This window comes from Serratia sp. 2723, from assembly GCF_050434425.1.
Classification (GTDB): domain Bacteria; phylum Pseudomonadota; class Gammaproteobacteria; order Enterobacterales; family Enterobacteriaceae; genus Chania.
The window spans coordinates 111992-130127 of sequence record NZ_JBNDIN010000007.1; the positions used below are offsets into that span (position 1 = coordinate 111992).

Sequence of the window (18136 nt, forward strand, 5' to 3'; positions counted from 1 at the left end):
CTGTTACACTCTGTATAATTTGTCACTAGTTGCTTCCTTAGCCACTGATAAAACTCCGTTGTTAAGACTTTCTGACAAGGTGATGTTGTCGTCCGCCAGGCGGAATACCGCTACCGCATCGGCCAGCGTAATAGCCTGTTCTTCCAATGCCGCCGCAGCCGAGGCGGCCTGTTCCACCAACGCGGCGTTCTGTTGCGTCACCTGATCCATCTGGGTCACGGCTTGAGTAACCTGCTCGATACCACGGCTTTGCTCATCGGAGGCCGAAGAAATTTCGCCCATGATGTCAGTAACGCGGGTCACTGAACGCACGATATCCTTCATGGTGGCACCGGAGTCTTCGACCAGCACCGACCCCTGCTTAACACGGCTAACCGACTCATCGATCAGCATTTTGATTTCTTTCGCTGCCTGGGCGCTACGCTGTGCCAGATTGCGCACCTCAGCGGCCACCACGGCAAAGCCACGCCCTTGTTCACCCGCGCGCGCCGCTTCAACCGCCGCGTTCAATGCCAGGATATTGGTCTGGAAGGCAATACCGTCGATCACGCTGGTAATGGCGCCAATTTTCTGCGAGCTACTGGCAATATCGTGCATGGTGGTGACCACATCGTCGGCCATTTCCCCGCCCTTGGCAGCGGTGACAGAGGCATCACGCGCCAGCTTTGAGGCCTGGCGGGCATTGTCGGCGTTCTGTTTCACCGTGGCGGTCAACTGCTCCATGCTGGCGGCGGACTCTTCCAGCGAGGCGGCCTGCTGTTCGGTGCGGGACGAGAGATCGTTATTACCTTCCGAGATCTCCTGTAGCCCGAGCAGGATCGACTCGGCACCTTCGCGCACCGCGCCAACGGTGCCAATCAACGAGTGCTGCATACGGTGCAGGCTGGCAAACAGCTTGCTGATTTCGTTGCGGCCATACACCTGGATCGGCGTGGCCAGGTCGCCGTCGGCGATACGGTCAAAGTGGCTGCGCATAATATTCAGCGGCTGAACCAGCATATTACGCAACCACCACATGGCGCTGGCGGTCACCAGGATCAGCATCAGTACCGCGCCGCACACCAGCCAACCGGCCAGCGTGAAGGATCGCTGGTTGGCCGCATTGGCCTGGGCGATATTTTCGTTGACCAACTGCAGGTACTGGACGAAGTCGGCTTCAAACAGGTCCTGCATTTTCTGCGTAGGTTGAGCCATAAAGCCCTGCAGGTTGCCGCCCTCCAGGAAGACGACCAGCTCACGCAACGCACCGCGTAGCCGCTCATAGCTGGCTGCGGTGGTTTCTGTCAGTTGCTGCTCCTGGTCGCTGTTACGCGAGACGGCCAGGAACTGATTAAAATAGAGATCGGCTTTCTGCAAGGAACTGTGGGCGTTGCCCATCAGGGCGTCGACCTGTTCTTGCGGCACTTTCAGCGCTGCACGGGTGCCGGCCCGGTTCAAGGTGTTGCGTGCCTGTAGCAGGGAAACCCAGCTCAGGCTGAGGGCATCACGCTGCTGGCTACCCAGACTAATCAGATTAAGATTGTGGTTATCGGAGCGGGAAGCGGTATACGACAAGCCAGTGCTAACCAGTTGCATCAGGCAAAAGGTCAGCAGTAATAAAAACAGACTGGTAGAGATACGGACTCGGTTAAACACGATAAACCTCCAGGTAGCCGCGGGTTAACACGACTTAGGACGGAAAAAAGGGCCACGATCTCGCGAGAAGAACGCAGCCCAATGCCGGTTAGAACGTTTCCCAGTTCTCCTGCGGATCGCTGGCGTTCATTTTTTTATGATTGATTACCGGGGTAACGACTTTACTGTTGGCTGATGACTTGAACTCGTGTTGACCTTCCGCTTTCAGTCGGAATACCGCGACGGACTGGGTCAAGCGGCTGGCCTGCTCTTCCAGAGCTGCCGCTGCAGAGGCCGATTCTTCGACCAAAGAGGCGTTCTGTTGGGTGACGCGATCCATTTCGGCAACCGCCTGGCCAACCTGATCGATACCACGGCTCTGCTCGTCGGAGGCCGAAGCAATTTCACCCATGATGTCGGTGACACGGGTGACGGCATTGACGATATCGCCCATGGTTTCACCGGCGCTTTCCACCAGCACCGAGCCCATATCGACGCGGCTAACCGAGTCTTCAATCAGGCCTTTGATCTCTTTGGCCGCCTGCGCGCTGCGGCTTGCCAGGTTACGTACCTCACCGGCAACCACGGCAAAACCACGGCCCTGTTCACCGGCACGAGCGGCTTCTACCGCCGCATTCAGCGCCAGGATGTTGGTCTGGAAGGCGATGCCGTCGATCACGCTGGTGATATCGGCAATTTTCTGCGAGCTGCCAGCGATGTCGTGCATGGTTTGCACCACGTTGGCAACCACCTTGCCGCCTTTCTGCGCGGTTTCTGAGGCGCTCAACGCCAGTTGGCTCGCCTGACGGGCATTTTCGGCGTTCTGTTTCACCGTGGCGGTCAACTGCTCCATGCTGGCGGCGGTTTCTTCCAGCGAGGCGGCCTGCTGTTCGGTGCGGGAAGAGAGATCGTTGTTACCTGCGGCAATCTCGGAAGCACCGCTGTAGATGGCATCGGCTCCCTGACGTACGCCGCTGACGGTGTTGATCAGTTCGCCTTGCATATGCCTGAGGCTGGCTGCCAGCACCCCCATTTCGTTGCGGCTGTTGACGTCGATCTGGTGAGTCAGATCGCCTGCGGCGATCAGTTTGATGTGCTCAATCATACGGTTGAGTGGACGCACCAGAATATGGTGGATGCCGAACCAGACCATAGCGATCACCGCAACCACCAGTACCAGCACCACGCCCAGAGTCCAAACGGCGAATTCGAAAGAACTGTCGCCATCTTCGACCGCGATCTGGTATAGCTTGTCGTTCTGAGTCAGGTAGCGGTTATAGAGCTGTTCAAATTCAGTCTGATAACGCTGAGTAGGCTGTTCAAAGAAGGCATCCAGCTTGCCGTCACCCAACAGTGGGATCAGTTCCGACAGTGCAGTGTGCAAAGTGGTATAGCGCTGCTTGAGTTCGTCTGCCGCTGCGGCATCCTGCCGAGCATCCAGAGGGATTTTTTCATAGGCAGCGTAGTGCTGTTCCGCCATGCTCAAGGTGTTTTTCGCCGAGACCAGCAGTTCATCAACGGTGGCACCAGACCCCTCTTTATTGAGGTCCATCATGTAGCGGATCCCGGCACGGTTGAGGGTATTGCGTGTTTGCAGCAGGTTTACCCAGCTTTCATTCAGTTCTGACTGCTGCTGTCGGATAGTTTGCAGTACGGTAAAATTTTCTTTGTTATCTTTCAGAGAAGTGAAAAACAGCCCACCAGAAACCAGCTGCAAGGCACCGAATAACACCAGCACCAGCAATAAGCTGGTGACCACCTTCATACGATTAAACATTTTTACCCTTCTTGGAAGCCCGCACAGACAAGCGCTGTGTACGTTAACTGTCTGGGTTATCGGCGTGGCAGAAGAGAACTTTAAGAAAAATCTGTAACTATTTTTTTGTATTGCGCGGGGGGTAAGATTTTAGCTCGGCGAAGGGATGGCCCCTCACCCTCTCCCTCTCCCACAGGGAGAGGGGACAGAACGTGCGACTGATTAGTACCGTATGCGTCCTTCACGTTATCCCGATTACAGCTTTCCCAAAGGGCAAAGGAAACGAAAGTACCACTGGTTAACTACAGCCAATATCGCATGTTTTACAGATTAGCTTCTGCACCTGAACACAGCGCCGTACCAGCTCCCTCTCCCTGTGGGAGAAGGAACAGAACGTGCAACTGATTAGTACCGTATGCGTCCTTCACATCATCCCGATCACAACTTTCCCAAAGGGCAAAGGAAACGAAAGTACCACTGATTAACTACAGCCAATATCGCACGTTTTACAGATTAGCTTCTGCACCTGAACACAGCGCCGTACCAGCTCCCTCTCCCTGTGGGAGAGGGTTGGGGTGAGGGGAACTGACGCCAATACGCCTCACCAGTTACACCATCACACACAGCAACTTAGTCAATCTGCGGTGCATTCAAGGCAATCAGGCGCTTTTCGCTATGTTGTCCACCAGCGACATCTCTTCGCTGCTCAGCAGCTTTTCGATATCCACCAGGATCAGCATACGTTCACCGAGCGACCCCAGACCGGTAAGATATTCCGTCGCCAGCGTGACCGCAAACTCGGGGGCCGGGCGGATCTGTTCCGCCGTTAACGACAGCACATCAGACACGCCATCCACCACGATCCCCACCACCCGCTGGCCGAAGTTCAGCACGATCACTACGGTGTTTTCATCATAAGAGACATCCTGCTGGGCAAACTTCACGCGCAGATCGATAATCGGCACGATCACCCCACGCAGATTGGTCACGCCCTTGATAAACGTCGGGGTGTTGGCGATGCGCGTTACCTGATCGTAACCGCGGATCTCCTGAACCTTGAGGATATCAATGCCATACTCTTCGTCACCCAAGGTAAAAATCAGGAACTCCTGACCTACCGTTTCGCCAGCCAGTTTGCTGACGGCTGCCAGTCCTGCCATTTCGATCACCTTTAAATCAGTCGGTTAATAATTATGCGGCAGCGTCAGTCAGACGCTTTTCCCGGTTCAGCGTTTGCAGCGCCGAAACATCCACAATCAGCGCCACGCTGCCATCCCCCAGAATGGTGGCAGCGGAAATGCCTGGTACCTTGCGATAATTGCTTTCCAGATTTTTCACCACCACCTGGTGCTGACCGATCAGTTGATCGACCAGCAGCGCATAGCGACGGCCTGCACTTTGCAAAATCACCACAATGCCCTGGGTGGCTTCGGTTTTGGCCCCGTCAACCTCAAACACCCGATACAGCTCGACCAGAGGCAGATATTCGCCACGTACCTGAAGCACACGCTCCCCACCGGCCAGCGGATGCAAATCCTCGGCCTGCGGTTGCAATGACTCCATCACGGCATTCAGTGGCAGAATGAACACTTCCTCATTCACCTTGACCGACATTCCGTCAAGAATGGCCAGCGTCAGCGGCAGCAAAATGCGGATTGAGGTGCCCTTCCCGGCCTGGAAATGGATTTCGACATGGCCGCCCATCTCCTGAATATTTCGCTTCACCACATCCATGCCCACTCCACGCCCGGAGACGTCGGTCACCTGCTCGGCAGTGGAGAAACCCGGGGCAAAGATCAGCATGCCGACCTCTTCATCGCTCATGTTGTCACTCACCGCCAGCCCCTGTGAAGCAGCCTTGGCGAGAATTTTCTGGCGGTTGAGGCCAGCACCGTCATCGGTGACTTCAATGCAGATATTGCCGCCCTGGTGTTCGGCAGACAGGATCAGATTACCGACTTCGGCCTTACCGGCGGCCAGGCGCGCGCCAGGTTCTTCAATACCGTGATCCAGGCTGTTGCGCACCAGGTGCGTCAACGGATCGATAATGCGTTCAATCAGACTCTTGTCCAGTTCGGTAGAGCTGCCCCGTAGCGTCAACTCCACCTTCTTGTCCAGCTTGCTGGCCAGATCGCGTACCAGACGCGGGAAACGGCTGAAAACGTACTCCATCGGCATCATGCGGATCGACATCACCGACTCTTGCAGGTCGCGTGCGTTACGCTCCAGCTGGCTCATGCTGTTGAGCAGATCGCCGTGGTTGACCGGATCCAGGGAGCCGGAACGTTGAGCCAACATCGACTGAGTGATCACCAATTCCCCCACCAGGTTGATCAGTTGATCGACCTTTTCTACCGCCACGCGGATGCTGGTGGACTCGCTGGCCTTGGCTTTGGGCTTCGGCGCTTCAGCCACCGTAGCGGGCGCGGTAGGGGTGACAACGGCAACAGGTTCCGGCGTGCTGACCTGCGCCACGGCCTTCGGCGGCGTGGAAAAGGCAATCTGTTCCGGTTCCAGCACAAAACACAGCACCGCGCTGATATCCTCCTCACTGGCAGAGGTCAGTAAAGTGACCTCCAGGCTGGTCTCGGTCTGCTGCGGGTTTTCCACCTCGCCCAGATTGCCCAGCTCTTCCATCATCAGCGGAATTTCATTCGGCTTCAGGCCGCTTAGGCTGATCCGCATCCCGCCTTCGTTCGCGGCCGGAGCAGCGGCAGGAACCACCGGTGAGGTTACCGTTACCGCCGCCGCAGGAGCATCCTGCTGTTGCGCTTCCAAAGCCAACTGCCGCAACGCCTGACAAATATACTCAAAGCTCTCGCTATCGGGTTGTTGCGACGTTTTATAGGCGTCCAGTTGCTCCTGCATAATGTCTTTGGTTTCCAGAAACAGGTTGATAATTTCGGTACTCAGGCTCATTTCCTGACGCCGGGCACCATCCAGCAAATTCTCCAGCAGGTGGGTGGTTTCCTGCAGCACGCTAAAGCCGAAGGTGGCCGCCCCGCCCTTGATCGAGTGGGCGGCGCGAAAAATCGCGTTCAGTGGTTCAATATCCGGGGCCAGCGGATCCAGCTCCAACAGATGTTGCTCCATATCGGCCAGCAGCTCGTCTGCCTCATCAAAAAAGGTCTGATAAAAAGCGCTAATGTCCATGCTCACGGGGTCACCTCTGCTGTGAGTCGCTGTTAGTCGGTGAAGTGGCGGAAGGTGCCGCCGGAATAGCCGCTGTCGGCCCGGTGTCTGCGGTTTTCACCGCTGCCGGAGGTTGCTCTGGCGTGCCCTGCGTTGCCGGCAGTTCGGCGCTTGGAGCAGGCGGCGTCGGCGGTAATTCCGGTGTTGCCATAACCGGTGCCGTCGCCTGCGGAGCCAACTGCTTCAGTCCTTCCGGCTGATCGATTTCCGTAGCTCTGCTCTCCGCATTCTCGTGTTCTATCCCCTGTTGGGTTTCTTTGTTCAACACCAGAATGGTGATTCGCCGGTTAACCGCATCATCACCGCCGTGCTGTTTCAGGTTCATGGTCGAAGCCATCCCAACCACCCGCAAGACCTTGCCTTCGGCCAAACCACCGGCGATCAGTTCACGCCGCGAGGCATTGGCACGATCGGCGGACAGCTCCCAGTTGCTGTAGTAGCGCTCACCGGTAGCATAAGGCAGATCGTCGGTATGGCCTGACAGGCTGATTTTGTTCGATAATCCATTGAGGATCGGCGCTATCCCACGCAGGATATCGCGCATATAGCTTTCCACCTGTGCGCTACCGGTCTTGAACATCGGCCGGTTCTGGCTGTCGATAATTTGAATGCGCAATCCTTCGTCCATCATGTTGATCAGCAAATGCGGCCGCAACGCTTTCAGGCGCGGGTCCGACTCAATCAGCTCATCGAGCTTCTCGCGCAGCTTGTTCAGGCGCAGCTCTTCCGCACGCTTTTCCGGTGAGTCCATCTGTTTTTTGACCAACCCTTGCTGCTGGGTTGGATCGTCCCCACCGCCCGGAATTGGGCTGCTTTCCGAACTGCTCTTGTCGCCGCCGGTCAGCGCCACCTTCAATGGGGTGCGGAAATATTCGGCTATCTGCGTCAACTCCTGCGGGCTGGCAATCGCCAGCAACCACATCACCAGAAAAAACGCCATCATCGCCGTCATAAAATCGGCATAGGCAATTTTCCAGGAACCGCCATGATGACCGGCATGATTGGCTTTGCGTTTTTTGACCAGAATGACCGGGTGATCCTGTTTCATGCGTCCTGCTCTTCCGTCGCCTGCTGTGCCGGGGCTTTCACCTTGCGCACATGCTCTTCCAGCTCAACGAAGGAAGGGCGTTCCGTGGTGTACAACGTTTTACGGCCAAACTCGACCGCGATCTGCGGGGCATACCCATTCAAACTCGACAGCAACGTGACCTTGATGCACTGCATCATCTTGGTAGTTTCGGCACTTTTCTGGCGCAGCACGGTAGCCAGCGGCGAGATAAAGCCGTAGGCCAGCAGGATACCGAGGAAGGTTCCCACCATCGCGTTGGCGATCATTGCCCCCAATTCCGCCGCGGGTCGGTCAGCCGACGCGAGTGCGTGCACCACCCCCATCACGGCGGCCACTATGCCGAAAGCCGGTAACGAATCGCCGACCATCGCCAGGCTGCTCGCAGGAACTTCACTCTCGTGTTCGAAGGTTTCAATCTCTTCATCCATCAACGCTTCGATCTCAAAGGCGTTCATATTGCCGCTCACCATCAATCGCAAGTAGTCGGTAATAAATTCCACCAAATGGTTATCGGCAAGAATGCGCGGATAATTAGAGAAAATTTCGCTTTCCTGCGGATTATCGATATCGAACTCCAGCGACAACATACCCTGCTGGCGGGATTTGGCCATCAGTCGGTACAGCAACGCCATCAGGTCCATATACAGTTCTTTGTTGTATTTTGAGCCACGCATCAGCTTGGGAAGCGCGCGTATCGTGGCTTTAATCGCTTTACCGTTGTTACCGACGATAAAGGCCCCCACGCCGGCACCACCGATGATCAGAAATTCGGCTGGCTGATACAGCGCGCCCAGATGTCCGCCGACGATCATATAGCCGCCAAACACCGTACCCAGTACCACGAGATATCCCAAAATAACTAGCACACGTATTCCTTAAATTCACAATGTGGATGGAAGGTGAGTCAGCGCGGGTGAAATTCGGCTACAGCACGGGCCGTATCAGAGGGCTCTGAGTACCGAGCCCTTGAGTTTCACCAGTCTGTGTTGTTGTATAAGCCTGCAAGCTGGCTCAGACTGCGCGTTTAACCTGCTCGTCCAGCAGTTGTGGAATAATATCGGCCAGTTGCGGCGAAAGTTTACGTCTTTTTACTGCGCGGGATGGGGGTTGGCATAAACTGCAGACAAAACTGTTAAGCGGCTGGTGCGCATGGGTGATAAAGGTCCCACCACAACAGCTGCAGGCGGATAGCTGCAACATACCGCTGTCGACAAAACGCACCAGCGTCCAGGCTCGTGTCAGCGCCAGCAGCGGGGGTTCGCCTGGCTGCTGCGGGCACTGTTCCAAATACAATCGATAGGCTTTGACCACGGCCTCAACGCCGTGGCACTGACCGCTTTTGAGCAGGAACTGGTAAGCATTGAAAAACATCGACGAGTGGATGTTCTGCTCCCAGGTAATGAACCAGTCGGTCGAGAATGGCAGCATACCTTTAGGCGGCGGACTGCCACGTAATTCTTTGTACAGTTTGATCAATCGCCCACGGCTAAGCTGAGTTTCGCTCTCCAACATCTGCAAGCGCGCGCCCAGCGTGATCAATTCCATGGCGAGTTGAATGTCTTTGGCTTCCTGAACAATACTTTTCTCACTCATCATCACGCTCTTTTCTTCGTCACACTACCGCTTTTACCCGATAATTCTTTGAGTAAATGGCTCGATAACAAAATGCCAGTGTGGATCTGTTGCAGATCGTCCACGCGGGATTCTTTCGTCAGGCGCTCGATAGTATTGTGGTCGTTGAAACGGAAGTGGCAAACCAGTTGATTAGTTTCTGCCAGTTTTACCATTTGCGGCAACGTGAGCTGCGACAGCGCATCCGCCATCGAGTTATCAATACCCAGACGGAACATTGCCGACGCTTTTTCATCGTTAATCAGACGCTGTGCTAGAAGCAAATATGACAAGTTAATGTCATAAATATGTTTAAGTAGTTCAGACGTACCCATATTCCCATCCCGACAGACTATGTTTAAAAACATACGCTGGGTGATAAATTATCGCCCATGACCTGGGTTCATTCCCAAAGTTGGCAAACAATTCCCTGTACGCCAGCCGCAATAACTACACGACTATTTACATTTCGGGTTGTTACTCAGTATTTGATATACATGCAATTACATGTATGGATATACAGCATCCTGCTTCAAAAGTGTGTTTTTTGTAAGACTATTTTTACAAAAATTATAAGATTAATCTTAATAGCAGCGCAACTCTACCCCCGATCACTTAACCCACACAACGTAAGTGACCCGCAATTTTAAAAACAATGTGACGTGCGTCACAAAAATAAAAAAAATCTAACTTAAAAAGGCCAAAATCTGACCATTTATCAACCACCCATCTGTGCAATAAACACACTAAAGTAAGAAAGGGTCTTAAAAACCATGTTTTATAGCCGAAAAACACCAGTTTTTAGATCAATTCGAACAAACGCTTAACTAAAGCCAAATCGCAGAGAAAAAATCTGCCACCCCGCCACCAGAGCAGCTTAAAACACTGATTGTCATTTAAAACCAGCTCTTTATGAATCAGAGTTACCCACTAAAACCTCCCGCAACTGAAAAGTAAGATTTAACTGTTGCGGCTGTTTCAATTTTCGACAGGGCGGACCCCGCGGCTAAAAGGTGTTGTATTCAGGGCCAAGCAAGTTAACAGAAGTAACAATGTGTTTCGTAGTCAGGGTAGGCGGGAGGAACATCGGTAGGGGCAAGTCAAAAAAAATAATGTCAACTCGCAATAATCAGCAAGGAAAGTAGAAAATTGATCCTCACTTGGTATTTTAATTATTACTTAAAGTATCCGATCTATTATGTAGAAAATTCCTAACATCTCCTGTCGACGAAAAAAAGTGCATCAGAACATCCTTTCTTTATTGTCCAGCCACTTTTCGGCGTTAGCTGGATTATGTTTAAGCCTTACCCCCTCTTCAGCAAGATTTCTAAATTCGCACCATGAAAATACATCGAGCATCCACTTTACGGCGTTACCGCCAAAACCACTGCCGTTATCACTTTCTTTGCCCATGGCAAAGAAACGCAGAGCTATGCAGGCAAACTCCCCTCCTAGAGCCAATAAGGTAAGATTCCCCCTAATTGACAGTTTATCTGTCAAGATATATTGCCCAGATGCTCGGCACACATTATCATTCGGTGGTGCCTCTTCCCCTTTCAGGGGTATTTTGGTTAAGCGCGTTCCATTTACTCATATTTTGCCTGGCGACATCTCTTCATTCTTATGGCGATTTCTGCGAACATGTGAGAGTTTTTTCCGGTTTAATACTATTAATAGGCTATGTTTTAACTATGACAAGTACCATTGATTACCTGATGACGTTTCGCAAATGTTCCAACCTGGACAGTCTGGAAAAAGTCTACGACAAGCTGAATTATTCACTGACGGACAACAATGAAATGAGCAACATGTACCGTGCTGCGGATCATCGCCGTGCGGAACTGGTATCTGGCAAACTGTTCGACCTGGGTAAAGTGCCAAAGTCACTCTGGGCACAGGTGCTTTAGCCCCCCCTGGCTCCTCTGCGTGCATCTTTTTATCTTTTATGGCGGAATCTCTCCCTTGCCCAGGGATTTAGCGTTGCGCGTGATACAAACCACATTTATTGCGCAGGCGTTGCTCTACCCTTTTAGTACACATCCAGGCAACGGGAGTAGAACATGGGATATCGCAACGTTCTGGTTACGGTGGCAGTCGCAGCGGACAGCCACCGGCTGGTAGAGAAAGCCGTCTCCATCGTGCGTCCCAGTGATGGGAAAATCACGTTAGTCAGCATCATTGCCAATGCCGAGATTTTCCCCGCCCCCATGCTAGGTGATCTGCGTGCGTTGATGGAGGAAGAGACGCTGATGTTTATGGACGAACTATGTCTACGGGCAAACTATCCCCACATCGCTACGCGGATAATTCACGGTGAGTTGGGCGACTGTCTGGCCTACGCCAACCAGCAGCAGCCCTTTGATCTGGTTATCTGCGGCAACCATAACGATAGCATGATGAATAAAGTGGCCTGCTCCGCCGCACGCTTTATCAATACCAGCAGCATTGACGTGTTGATCGTTCCGCTATAACACACTCATCACCTCCCACTTTCTATTCATGTTCAAGGCGCAGCTCTTTTTTCTTAGATCAAATTAAGTAGGCCACAAGAATTACCTGATCGCCCACGAAGCATCGTTTATGCTACAGCCCAGCCTTAATGTCATCACCATAGTCAATATACGAAATCGGAATTATCGCATAACCATCAGCATTGCCCAATATTAAACACCACCGATAGTTATGGTTGACAATCAGATTCCTATTGTTATTTTTCTTCGCGATATAAGAAGATTCAACAAACATTCAGCCAGCGCAACTATTACGCTATATTTTTCAATAAGGTTCCCGCCATGCTTATTACGTTTTCACATAAGTGCGCACATAACGCTATTTTCCACTGTGGCAGATTAACTAGACTAGCCAGTACCTGAACACCCTTCGTTCTACACCGTCGCCAAGGAGTCATCGATGTCCCAGCAAGCACTTAACCGCCGTTTTGTTTTAGCTTCACGCCCACACGGGGAACCGCAGGCAGACAATTTCCGCCTGGAAACCAGCCCCATCCCACAACCCGCCGCCGGGCAGCTGTTGCTGCGCACGGTTTATCTTTCGTTAGATCCCTATATGCGTGGCCGTATGAGCGATGCGCCCTCTTATGCCCCCCCGGTACAGATAGGCGAAGTGATGGTCGGCGGTACCGTATCCCGCGTGCAGGCTTCACAACATCCAGACTTTAACGTTGGGGATTGGGTGTTAGGTTACGATGGGTGGCAAAGCCATGCGTTATCGGACGGCAGCGGCCTGCGTAATCTGGGTGCCAAGCTGGATCACCCTTCCCGATCCCTTGGCGTATTGGGTATGCCCGGTTTTACCGCCTATATGGGGCTGCTGGATATCGGCCAGCCACAGGCAGGCGAAACTCTGGTCGTCGCGGCAGCCAGCGGAGCCGTAGGTTCCGTGGTAGGTCAAATTGCCAAGCTGAAAGGATGCCGCGTGGTGGGCGTGGCAGGTGGCACAGAAAAATGCCGCTATGTGGTGGAAAAACTGGGGTTTGATGCCTGTATCGATCACCGCTCGGCCGACTTTGCTGCCCAACTGGCGACGGCCTGTCCACAGGGCATCGATATTTACTATGAAAACGTCGGCGGCGCAGTATTCGATGCGGTTATTCCTTTACTCAATACCAAGGCACGGATCCCCGTCTGTGGCATGATCGCCCACTACAGCGCGACCGAGTTACCACCAGGCCCAGATCGCTTGCCGTTGTTACAAGGCATTATCCTGCGCAACCGCATCAAAATGCAGGGTTTTATCATCTTCGATGATTACGCGGAAAACTTCGGTGAGTTTCTACAACAGATGGGGGAATGGGTCAGCCAAGGCAAGATCAAATTCCGCGAGGACGTAGTCGACGGGTTAGAAAATGCCCCTCAGGCCTTTTTCGGGCTGCTGAAAGGGAAAAACTTCGGCAAGCTGATTATCCGCGTCGCCGAGGAGTGATCCGCTGTTCAGGGCGCTACGCGCCCTGATGCTACTGCTTGATGTCTAGACCAAGCAGTCAAGCGCCAATTTCGGTGCGCACGTCCAACAGTTCCGGGAAAAAGGTCAACTCTAGCGCCTTCTTCAGAAAACTGACACCGCTGGAGCCGCCGGTTCCTGATTTAAAACCAATGATCCGCTCGACCGTTTTCATATGGCGAAAACGCCATAGATGGAAACTTTCCTCGATATCCACCAGCTTCTCAGCCATTTCGTAGGCCGCCCAGTAGGTTTGCGGATTATCGTAAATCAGTTTGAACACCGGTATCAGCTCTGGATTGCGCTGGTAAGGCAGGGTCCAGTCTCGTTCAATGCATGCCTGAGGCACCGCAAGACCGTGGCGGGAAAGATAGCGGAGGAATTCGTCATACAGGCTCGGGGCTTCGAGGATCGCTTTCAGCGCGGCATATTTTGGCGTATCTTCGCTGAAGACGGCCAGCATGGCGGCATTTTTGTTCCCCAACAAAAACTCGATCGAACGATATTGATGAGATTGGAAACCCGACGAGTTACCCAGCACGCCACGGAACTCCACATATTCCGACGGAGTCAGCGTTTCCAGCACCGCCCATTGCTCAAACAGCAGACGCTGGATCTGCTTCACCCTGGCCAGGATCTTAAAACAGTGGCTGAGCTTATCCTGCTGCACCAGGGTCCTGGCTGCCTGCAGCTCATGCAGCATCAGTTTCATCCACAGTTCCGAGGTCTGATGTTGCACCACAAACAGCATCTCATCATGATGTTGTGGGTTGGAAAGTGGCTGCTGACAATCCAATAATCGATCCAGGCACAGGTAATCACCATAGCTCATGCGCTTGGAAAAATCGGTGACGATGGCACTTTCTAGTTCCCGCTGATTCATGTTCTCTCTCCGAGTCGCGTTACGCCTTTGGCAAGCGTAACGCGCGTTGCTGGTTAGCCAGTAAAGAGAAGACAATAGTCCATCCTGGCAACATTAACGTAACAATTAACGAGAGCTGCCTCGCATATCCGGTGCTGATATCGGATTTAAACGGGCCGATTGAGGTTTATCACCGGGCATAACGCCCGGCGCAAACGTAGATTAGAACCACTTGCCAAAGCGACGGATGTAGAAACGCTTCATCAATTGCGCCACCACACAGTAGCTCACCAGCGTGGCCACCAGCCAAGGGAAGTATTCCCACGGCAGCGGTTGCAGCCCAACCCATGCCCCGAGCGGCGAGAAGGGTATATAGATACCGAGTGCCATAATAATTCCGGTGGTCAACAACACCGGCAGAGCCGCCGTGCTCTGAATGAACGGGATCTTCTGGGTACGCAACATATGTACCACCAGCGTCTGAGACAGCAGCCCTTCAATAAACCAGCCGGACTGGAACAACGCCTGATGCTCTACGCTATTGGCGGCAAACACGAACCACATCAACGCATAGGTGGTGATGTCGAAAATCGACGACGTCGGCCCAATCCACAGCATAAAGCGACCAATATTCTTGGCATCCCACTTGCGGGGTTTACGCAGGAACTCTTTGTCCATCTTGTCCCACGGCAGGGAAAGCTGGGAGATATCGTACATCAGGTTCTGTAACAGCAGGTGGATCGCCAGCATCGGCAGGAACGGAATAAACGCACTGGCCACCAGCACCGAGAACACATTGCCGAAGTTGGAACTGGCGGTCATGTTCAGATACTTGATGATATTGCCGAAGGTTTCACGCCCTTTGATCACCCCTTCTTCCAGTACCATCAGGTTCTTTTCCAACAGGATGATATCGGCGGACTCCTTGGCGATATCGGTACCGGTATCGACAGAAATGCCCACGTCGGCATCGCGTAACGCCGGGGCGTCGTTAATGCCATCCCCCAGGAAGCCCACGGTGTGGCCATTAGCCTGCAACATTTTCAGTACGCGCGATTTTTGCAGCGGCGTCAGCTTGGTGAATACCGTACGCTGCTCAACCTCATGCATCAGATGGACATCGTCCATCTGTTCAATCTCCAGGCCGGAGAGCGGCCTTCCCGGATCCAGGCCGACGTCACGACAGATTTTACAAGTGATCACCGGGTTGTCGCCGGTCAGCACTTTCACCGCTACGCCATTTTCCTGCAAGGCTGCTATCGCATCACGAGCACTCTCTTTCGGCGGATCGAGGAAGGTCAGCAGGCCTTCAATCACCAGGTCGCGTTCATCTACCATGCTCAGTGGCAGAGAGCAACCTTCCAGACCCAGATCTCGCGTTGCCAGCACCAGCACGCGGAAACCATCCTCATTGTACTGGCAGGCCAACGCCTGCAAATCGGCACGACGAGCCTCGTCAAGCGTCAACACCTCCTGCCCGACACGGACGTGAGTGGCAATCTCCAACATCTCTTCAACTGCACCTTTGCAAATCAGCAGTTGGCGCTGTTGTTCATCCTGTACCACTATCGACAAACGACGACGTATAAAATCAAACGGCAGTTCATCAACCTTGCCGTAACGTCCCAACGCCTCAACGCCTGGCTGGCCCAGGCCAAAACGGATCACCGCCTGATCCATCAGGTTCTTCATGCCGCTCTGATGGACGCTGTTCAACCAGGCTAAATGCAGCACGTGGTTATCCTTGCTTCCATTCACATCCAGATGGTGTTCCAGAATGATGCGATCCTGCGTCAGGGTGCCGGTTTTATCGGTACAGAGCACGTCCATCGCGCCAAAGTTCTGGATCGCATTCAGCCGTTTGACCACCACCTTGCGGCGCGCCATGGCAATGGCGCCCTTCGCCAGGTTCGAGCTGACAATCATCGGCAGCATTTCCGGCGTCAGCCCCACGGCGACGGCCAAGGCAAACAAGGCCGCCTCCGTCCAGTCTCCCTTGGTAAAACCGTTAATCAGCAAAACGATCGGCACCATCACCAACATAAAGCGGATCAACAGCCAGCTAACGCTGTTTACCCCACGATCAAAGGCAGTTTGCGAACGGGTACCGACGATCGACTTAGCCAGGGAGCCAAAGTAGGTGCGGCCACCGGTTGCGACCACCACCGCCGTCGCCGTTCCGCTGGCCACGTTGGTGCCCATCAGGCAGATATTGGCCAACTCCAGCAGTTCGCTTTCGCTGGAGGCATCAATCTCGCTGGACTTTTGGCTCACGTCGGCCAAGGCATCGTATTTTTCGATCGGAATAGCTTCGCCGGTCAAGATGGCCTGGCTGATAAACAGATCGCGTGAACTGAGCAAGCGGAGGTCTGCAGGTACCATGTCCCCGGCGGAGAGCTGAATAATGTCGCCCGGAACCAACTCACGAATGGGAATTTCCACGGCTATCGCCTGGGTGCTGAAATTACTGCGGCGCAACACCGTTGCCGTGGTACGTACCATCGATTTGAGTGATTCGGCCGCTTTGTTGGTGCGGTATTCCTGCCAGAAGCGCAACAAACCGCTCAACGCAACCATGATCAGGATAATGATGACGCCGGTAAGATCGGTTTCCTCACCGTTTTGCATGGGCAACCAGTAATCGGTAAAGAAACTGATCCCTGCCAGCACCATCAATACAAAGATGAACGGATTGTTAAACGCGCTGACTAACTGCACCAGCGCATGTGGTGCCTTCTCATGGGCAACCTGATTGCTACCAAAATACTGCAAACGTTCCTGGGCATCTTCCTGAGTTAATCCGATGCGGTTACAGTTTAAATTAGCCAACGTTTGATCGAGGCTGTTCTTTGCCTCGAGAGCAATGGCATACGGCTCGCGCTGTTTATCACGGCGGTGGCTATTCTTTTTAATATGGGTCATGACGCTATTCTCTTTTTTTACTTTGCGCACAGGGTTATCCCGCCCGTAATACCGGGTGAACATGCACAAAGTGGAATTTATTTGGTTTACTTTATTAACGTAATGTTTATTCCATTAATATACCCTATGGATTTCAAGTTGTAGCCAGGTGACAAGCTTACTCATCCCCAGGAACTTACTTTTGGGTAAGTGACTGGGGTGAGTGAGTGCAGCTAACAACGCTACAGCTTGAAAGACGACGGGTATACGCAGAATAATAAAATCTCTGGGGGTGCTTGCATAACACATCCTTATCACCTGTCAGGTGAAGGTTAATTATCATTAAACGGGTAATTCTGACGCGACGCGCCAATGCACGGCACTCACGCTGCGTTCTAAACTAATACGGCAGACAATGCCTTCAATCTCTTTTTGCGCGGCCGGATTAGCCACAATTTCCGCACAGACTTCCAACTGGCCCGGAATGGCAATATCGGCGCTACGCAGCGATTGCAGGCGTAATGCCACACCGTTCAATGCCTGTAGGATCAGGGTACGAACCAGGATTTCATCCTGCTCCCCGCAGGTCACCTGGACACGATAACGCAGCTCCAGATCCACCGCCTGCTGCTGTGGTTGCAGGTTGATGCGCTGCGCCGCTTCACGCAGCAGGATATTGGCACACAGGATCACCAGGGTGGCGCAGACGGCTTCCCAATGCTGCCCCAGGCCACATAACACACCGATAGCCGCAGAGCACCACAAAGTGGCCGCCGTGTTCAGGCCACGGATATTCAGCCCTTCCCGCATAATCACGCCAGCACCGAGAAAACCGATACCGGAAACGATCTGCGCCGCAATACGCCCTGCGCTGGAAGGCTCGGTGTTAAAAGAGCTCAGAATAAAAACGGCGGCCCCGGTCGCGACCAAAGAATTGGTACGCAAACCCGCCATACGCTGTCGCCATTGACGCTCGGCACCGATAACGGCGCCCAGGCCCATCGCCAGGAATAAATTCAGGATAAAAGGAGTCATAGCCATGATCTTCCCCTTAATTAATCATTGAGGTTGAATCATGTGCCGTTAAGCACACGCGAAATCGCGCCGATAATTAATCAGCGGGTCAGCGTATGGGTGCCCGGAGGGAAAAGGCCGTGATGATGGTTAAATA

Annotated in this window: 15 protein-coding genes; 3 read left to right on the forward strand and 12 right to left on the reverse strand. The window is 53.3% G+C overall.

The window, feature by feature from the left end; genetic code table 11:
- Positions 1-3 precede the first annotated feature (3 nt).
- The 9 genes from ABIE29_RS12805 to ABIE29_RS12845 all read right to left on the reverse strand — a co-directional run bounded on the left by ABIE29_RS12805 (position 4) and on the right by ABIE29_RS12845 (position 10742).
- The gene (locus tag ABIE29_RS12805; RefSeq protein ID WP_429619157.1) at positions 4-1635 is read right to left on the reverse strand and encodes a methyl-accepting chemotaxis protein; all 1632 of its coding nucleotides are present in this window, start codon (positions 1633-1635) and stop codon (positions 4-6) included.
- A gap of 88 nt (positions 1636-1723) precedes the next feature.
- Positions 1724-3391: a methyl-accepting chemotaxis protein gene (gene tsr / locus ABIE29_RS12810; RefSeq protein ID WP_429619158.1), complete on the reverse strand. Its 1668-nt coding sequence runs from the start codon at positions 3389-3391 to the stop codon at positions 1724-1726.
- Positions 3392-4029: 638 nt separating this feature from the next.
- Complete coding sequence (gene cheW, locus ABIE29_RS12815) at positions 4030-4530, reverse strand: chemotaxis protein CheW (RefSeq protein ID WP_429619159.1); 501 nt, start codon at positions 4528-4530, stop codon at positions 4030-4032.
- 31 nt (positions 4531-4561) lie between these two features.
- Positions 4562-6529 (reverse strand): chemotaxis protein CheA, encoded by a 1968-nt coding sequence (cheA, locus tag ABIE29_RS12820; protein ID WP_429619160.1) that lies wholly within the window; start codon positions 6527-6529, stop codon positions 4562-4564.
- Positions 6530-6533: 4 nt separating this feature from the next.
- Positions 6534-7610 (reverse strand): flagellar motor protein MotB, encoded by a 1077-nt coding sequence (gene motB, locus ABIE29_RS12825; RefSeq protein WP_429619161.1) that lies wholly within the window; start codon positions 7608-7610, stop codon positions 6534-6536.
- Positions 7607-8497, reverse strand: coding sequence for a flagellar motor stator protein MotA (motA, locus tag ABIE29_RS12830; protein WP_429619162.1), 891 nt, complete (start codon positions 8495-8497; stop codon positions 7607-7609). The genes motB and motA overlap by 4 nt, the downstream gene beginning before the upstream one ends.
- Before the next feature lie 145 nt (positions 8498-8642).
- Positions 8643-9227, reverse strand: coding sequence for a flagellar transcriptional regulator FlhC (gene flhC / locus ABIE29_RS12835; protein ID WP_429619163.1), 585 nt, complete (start codon positions 9225-9227; stop codon positions 8643-8645).
- The gene (gene flhD / locus ABIE29_RS12840; protein ID WP_429619164.1) at positions 9227-9577 is read right to left on the reverse strand and encodes a flagellar transcriptional regulator FlhD; all 351 of its coding nucleotides are present in this window, start codon (positions 9575-9577) and stop codon (positions 9227-9229) included. Before flhD ends, flhC begins: the two co-directional genes overlap by 1 nt.
- Positions 9578-10484: 907 nt before the next feature.
- Positions 10485-10742 (reverse strand): hypothetical protein, encoded by a 258-nt coding sequence (locus tag ABIE29_RS12845; RefSeq protein ID WP_429619165.1) that lies wholly within the window; start codon positions 10740-10742, stop codon positions 10485-10487.
- Positions 10743-10933: 191 nt separating this feature from the next.
- Between ABIE29_RS12845 and ydgT the strand changes: the two genes are divergently transcribed.
- The 3 genes from ydgT (at position 10934) to ABIE29_RS12860 (ending at position 13184) form a co-directional block, all read left to right on the forward strand.
- Positions 10934-11149 (forward strand): transcription modulator YdgT, encoded by a 216-nt coding sequence (ydgT, locus tag ABIE29_RS12850; protein ID WP_429619166.1) that lies wholly within the window; start codon positions 10934-10936, stop codon positions 11147-11149.
- A gap of 153 nt (positions 11150-11302) precedes the next feature.
- Positions 11303-11713 carry a universal stress protein UspC gene (gene uspC / locus ABIE29_RS12855; RefSeq protein WP_429619167.1) on the forward strand — a complete coding sequence of 137 codons (411 nt, stop codon included), beginning with the start codon at positions 11303-11305 and terminating at the stop codon, positions 11711-11713.
- Between the two features lie 439 nt (positions 11714-12152).
- On the forward strand, positions 12153-13184 hold the full coding sequence (locus ABIE29_RS12860; RefSeq protein ID WP_429619168.1) for an NADP-dependent oxidoreductase: 1032 nt from the start codon (positions 12153-12155) through the stop codon (positions 13182-13184).
- A gap of 58 nt (positions 13185-13242) precedes the next feature.
- On the opposite strand, the gene kynA is transcribed toward ABIE29_RS12860, so the two are convergent.
- The 3 genes from kynA to ABIE29_RS12875 all read right to left on the reverse strand — a co-directional run bounded on the left by kynA (position 13243) and on the right by ABIE29_RS12875 (position 18006).
- Positions 13243-14085, reverse strand: coding sequence for a tryptophan 2,3-dioxygenase (gene kynA, locus ABIE29_RS12865; RefSeq protein WP_429619169.1), 843 nt, complete (start codon positions 14083-14085; stop codon positions 13243-13245).
- A gap of 201 nt (positions 14086-14286) precedes the next feature.
- On the reverse strand, positions 14287-17049 hold the full coding sequence (gene mgtA / locus ABIE29_RS12870; protein WP_429619170.1) for a magnesium-translocating P-type ATPase: 2763 nt from the start codon (positions 17047-17049) through the stop codon (positions 14287-14289).
- A 258-nt stretch (positions 17050-17307) separates the two neighbouring features.
- Positions 17308-18006: an MgtC family protein gene (locus tag ABIE29_RS12875; protein WP_429619171.1), complete on the reverse strand. Its 699-nt coding sequence runs from the start codon at positions 18004-18006 to the stop codon at positions 17308-17310.
- Between the last annotated feature and the right edge of the window lie 130 nt (positions 18007-18136).